At 48.3% G+C, this 3961-nt stretch carries 7 protein-coding genes; 2 read left to right on the top strand and 5 right to left on the bottom strand.

Annotated elements, in window-relative coordinates; all coding sequences use genetic code 11:
• A partial coding sequence (locus B5F88_RS18560; RefSeq protein ID WP_140402197.1) for a TnpV protein occupies positions 1–199 on the top strand: 199 nt, incomplete at its 5' end.
• Between the two features lie 13 nt (positions 200–212).
• Positions 213–488: a DUF6809 family protein gene (locus B5F88_RS18565; RefSeq protein WP_002596150.1), complete on the top strand. Its 276-nt coding sequence runs from the start codon at positions 213–215 to the stop codon at positions 486–488.
• A gap of 66 nt (positions 489–554) precedes the next feature.
• Here B5F88_RS18565 and B5F88_RS18570 read toward each other — a convergent pair whose 3' ends face one another.
• From B5F88_RS18570 to B5F88_RS18590, 5 genes are all read right to left on the bottom strand, one after another.
• Positions 555–1583: a virulence RhuM family protein gene (locus tag B5F88_RS18570; RefSeq protein ID WP_087348945.1), complete on the bottom strand. Its 1029-nt coding sequence runs from the start codon at positions 1581–1583 to the stop codon at positions 555–557.
• A 77-nt stretch (positions 1584–1660) separates the two neighbouring features.
• Complete coding sequence (locus B5F88_RS18575) at positions 1661–2137, bottom strand: GNAT family N-acetyltransferase (protein WP_087171134.1); 477 nt, start codon at positions 2135–2137, stop codon at positions 1661–1663.
• Positions 2137–2685, bottom strand: a complete 549-nt coding sequence (locus B5F88_RS18580; protein WP_087249496.1) for a GNAT family N-acetyltransferase — start codon at positions 2683–2685, stop codon at positions 2137–2139. Before B5F88_RS18580 ends, B5F88_RS18575 begins: the two co-directional genes overlap by 1 nt.
• A gap of 134 nt (positions 2686–2819) precedes the next feature.
• Positions 2820–3272: a GNAT family N-acetyltransferase gene (locus tag B5F88_RS18585; RefSeq protein ID WP_087249498.1), complete on the bottom strand. Its 453-nt coding sequence runs from the start codon at positions 3270–3272 to the stop codon at positions 2820–2822.
• 6 nt (positions 3273–3278) lie between these two features.
• Positions 3279–3961, bottom strand: a 683-nt coding sequence (locus tag B5F88_RS18590) for a hypothetical protein (protein WP_087348947.1), incomplete at its 5' end; no start/stop codon positions are given.

Consider the following 3961-nt stretch of genomic DNA (forward strand, 5'->3'; position numbering starts at 1 on the left):
TGAAAAACTGTTTCCCCATTTGGAGGAAATCGACACCGCCTGCCGGGAGCGGCTGGAAATTATCGAAAAAGCCATGATGCAGCAAGAGGGCGTCACAGAAGCCCTGAAAGATGCCGACCAGATGGCATGGGTGCGCTCCATGAACTCTATCCACAACAGAGCCGAGGAAATTGTCCTGGCTGAGCTGGTCTACTGCTGAGGGAGGGAACGCAATGATTTTGGAAGCCATGTATAACGGGGAGTTTTATCCCTGTGAAACGGTAGTGCCCACGTCCCCGGAATACCGCAAGGCGATCCAAACCTGTGCGGCGTTGATGGAGCAGCTCTCCCAGCGGCTCAGTAAAGAGGACTATGCTCTGGTGGAGGAGCTTCGGGCGCAGAACGCTATCGCCCAGTGTGAGGAAAGTGAGAGCCATTTCAAGTATGGCTTTTCAGCGGGGCTGATCGTCCAGCAGGAAGCCCATGAACAGCTGCAAAACAAGAAATAGGCGATGGCCGAAAAAGCCCACGCAGCCGGAAAGAGAACCGGAGGCGTGGGCTTTCTGTGTATATGGTTATTCTGTCAGGGCATCCGAAGTTTCCGCAAGCAGCCGGTCAAAGTCGCTCTGATAGGTCCGATCCTGCAAAACCCGGAACTTTTCAAACTCTTTCTCGGCAAAGGCTTTGGCAATGGCGGCGGTCACCTTGCCCTTATCATGCAGAATATCTTCCTCGTTGAACTGTAAAAATGCGTCAAGCCGCTTGACCCAATCGGCCATATACATGACATTTCCACGGCGGGCCTGCCGTTCCGCATAGTCCAGGTACATGGTGACAATCTCGTTCAGGTTACGCATTTCCGTTTCGTTCAGATAGTTTTTAGCAACGGTGACATCCGATTTGCGGATGCGGCCTTTGGGGGCGTTTTTCCATGTGGTCAGCCCCATGTTGGGCTTGGTGCTGTCGGCACGGCCGTATACGATCTCAGCGGCGGTATGATGGGTGACCGCATAGTGGAGCTTATTCTGCACCGTTGCGAAAAACTCCTTTGTGATGGGGCTTTCCACATCGTAGTCAGCGCTGCACTGGGAATAGATGTCCGTGATTTTCTGGTAGAACCTTCTCTCGCTGGCCCGGATGTCCCGGATACGCTCCAGTTGTTCCTCGAAATAATCCTTGCCGAAAAAATTTTCCGGCTCCCGCAGCCGTGCGTCATCCATCACATAGCCCTTGATGATGAACTCTTTCAACACCCGGTTCGCCCAAATGCGGAACATGGTCGCCTTTTTGGAGTTCACACGATACCCCACAGCGATAATGGCGTCCAGATTATAATAATTGGTCTGATACCGTTTCCCGTCCGCCGCAGTTGTTTCCATTTTGGAAACAACTGAATCCTCGCTCAGTTCGCCGGATTCAAAGATTTTTTTCAGATGCTTGGAAATGGCCGCTTTCTGCACCTCGAACAGCTCTGCCATTTTTGCCTGCGTCAGCCAGAGATTTTCCTGAAAGAGCAGGATTTCCACCCGCACCTCTCCGTTTTCGGTCTTGTAAAAGAGGATTTCTCTGGTTTCATACGGGGTCAGCCCCTGTTCCTCGCTCATTCCTCGTCACCTCCATATCGTTTTGGTAAGTTTGGATTGTATTTTGTAATTCATTTACAAAATGCCAGGTATTCCATTTACTTCTTTCGATGAATCGTATTGGATTCCCATAGTAAGTTCTTTTCCAAATATACCATATCAATAAGCTGAACGCCGCATTCAAAGATAGGATGATCATAATTGTCCGTGAAAAAGTTTTTGATACGATGGCTTTCTATAAAACCGCATTTCTTATAAAAAGGGAGCGTCAGCTGACTGTCACCCGTCCCCACACGAAGAATACGAAAATTATCACGGTATGTCTGCTCAATAAACTCAATCATCCGTTTTCCGTAGCCCATGCGCTGGCATTCCGGCAGAACAGCAATGTTCTTGATTTCAAGAACTTTGCTGCCTTCGTCAGTAACAACACATTCCGCTTTTACGCCATTTTCCTCCAAAACATACATCGTACCTTTTTCAAGATACCGGTCGATCATATCTTCCTGCTCGTCCGCAAGAAAAAGCAGGCTCATGTATCTCTTTTTATTATCCTCAATTTTGCTTATTTTCATCAACTGTCATCCTCACATACTTTACATTCCAACTGGCAGTCATACGGCTCGGTTTCTACATGAGACTGATTGTAGACAGCCGCCTCTGCACAGCCCATTTTGTGATAGAATGCCTGGCTTTCAACGGCTGAATGGGCTGAGATGTACAACTTTTTTGCTCCATGTGCCTTTGCCCATTCTTTCGCTGCTCGAAACAGTGCAGTGCCAACCCCTTTTCCTCGCATATCCTCTGACACATGGATACTTGAGAGGTCAAGGTATCTGTGATTTCCCCCAAAAAGTTTCGGTTCAACTGACACGAAACCTTTCAACACCCCTTCGCAGAAAGCAGCATATACCAATCCACCTGTTGCTGCTGTGTTTCTCAGGCAGGAAACCAGGAATTTATAATCCGCTTCGCTCCAATCGTCAATAAACGGATCATCTTTGATAATCCATTTTCCGTTTTCTTTTCGCCTACATTTAACAACAGTTTGATGCCGTACAAAATGTCTAAATAGCTCTCGGCTTATCTCATTCTCTTGTAAGTTTTTATATATAATCTCCATTTCTATTATCCATGCAGCTCCCTTTGGTGTTTACTTTATTTTCAAATTCTGGATTCCAATAAATGCCGCTCCAATCGAACGCAAAATGATTTATCGGGTCTCTCCAAATGTCTAATTTTTAACGATAACCGTTTCTATTTCAAATCATAAACATACATCCTCGACAAATCTACCTCACCATCGCCCTGCGCCATACACAGGAACTTCCATCCGTAGCGCTCATAGAAGCCTGTGTGGTCTGTAATGAGATATAAGGTTTCCAGGCCAAATGAACGCATATCCTCACAAACATATTCCAGCAGCTTTCCTGCAATTCCCTGACAACGGTAGTTTTCCTCAACATATACCGCGCAGACATTTGGCGTCAAATCCTTGCGGTTATGAAAATCGTTTTCGATGACCCCAATACCACCAATAATCTGCTGATTCTCGACTGCAACATACCACTGCGGAACAATGCTTTTGCCCGTCAAGCACTCCTGTATGCTTCCCGCATATTCTTCAACTGGAATATCCCACTTGGAATGAAACCACTCTGCGGCCTCCGATGCCAGTTCGCTGTGTTCCCTGAGTTTCAGAATTTCCATAGCGTATCATTCCTCCTCATTTCCGCCCTTTTTAGAACGGCTCTTGTAGACATTGTACTGGTTCTTGCACCGTGGGCTGCAAAAGGCAGCGTTGGATCGGCTGCCCAGGAACACCTTCTGGCAGTGCTTACACAGGCGCAGGGGCTGGTCGCCGTCCACCAGCATGAAGCTGAACATCATCTGAATACCCAGCAGCAGCGAATGGAAATCCCAATAGATGGTGGGCTTATCCAGCAGCTCAATGTGGTAGCTGGGGGCGATCCCGCCGAACGCAGCCATGGCCTTGCGATACAGCCCCCGTGCGTCCTCGTCGATGGAATCATAGTCATTGTAGTACAAAATGGCCGTGGTCAGCGTAAAAGCCCAGTCCTTAAGCTGCTGGGCAACCCAGTCGTAGGGTTCCGCATATTCCCGCTGAAAGCTCATGTTCTTCGCCATTGGTTCGTCCATAAAGGTCATGGTCAGTGCAATCATGGTCCGGTCACCGGACACATTCCACGTGGATTCTATGCCTTTCTTCACCAAGTCCAGCTGGTCAAAAGGATAAAACAGGGACAGGTATTTGTCTGTCGCCATGGAATCTTCCTTAATGAAGTGGTTTTTGGGCAGGTATACCGCCTCATAGTCCATAAAGGACGGCGTGGTGGGCAGGGCGGTCATCAGCCCCAGCAGGCCGTACCGGGTAACGA

The organism is Flavonifractor sp. An306 (genome assembly GCF_002159455.1).
Classification (GTDB): Bacteria; Bacillota; Clostridia; order Oscillospirales; family Oscillospiraceae; genus Flavonifractor.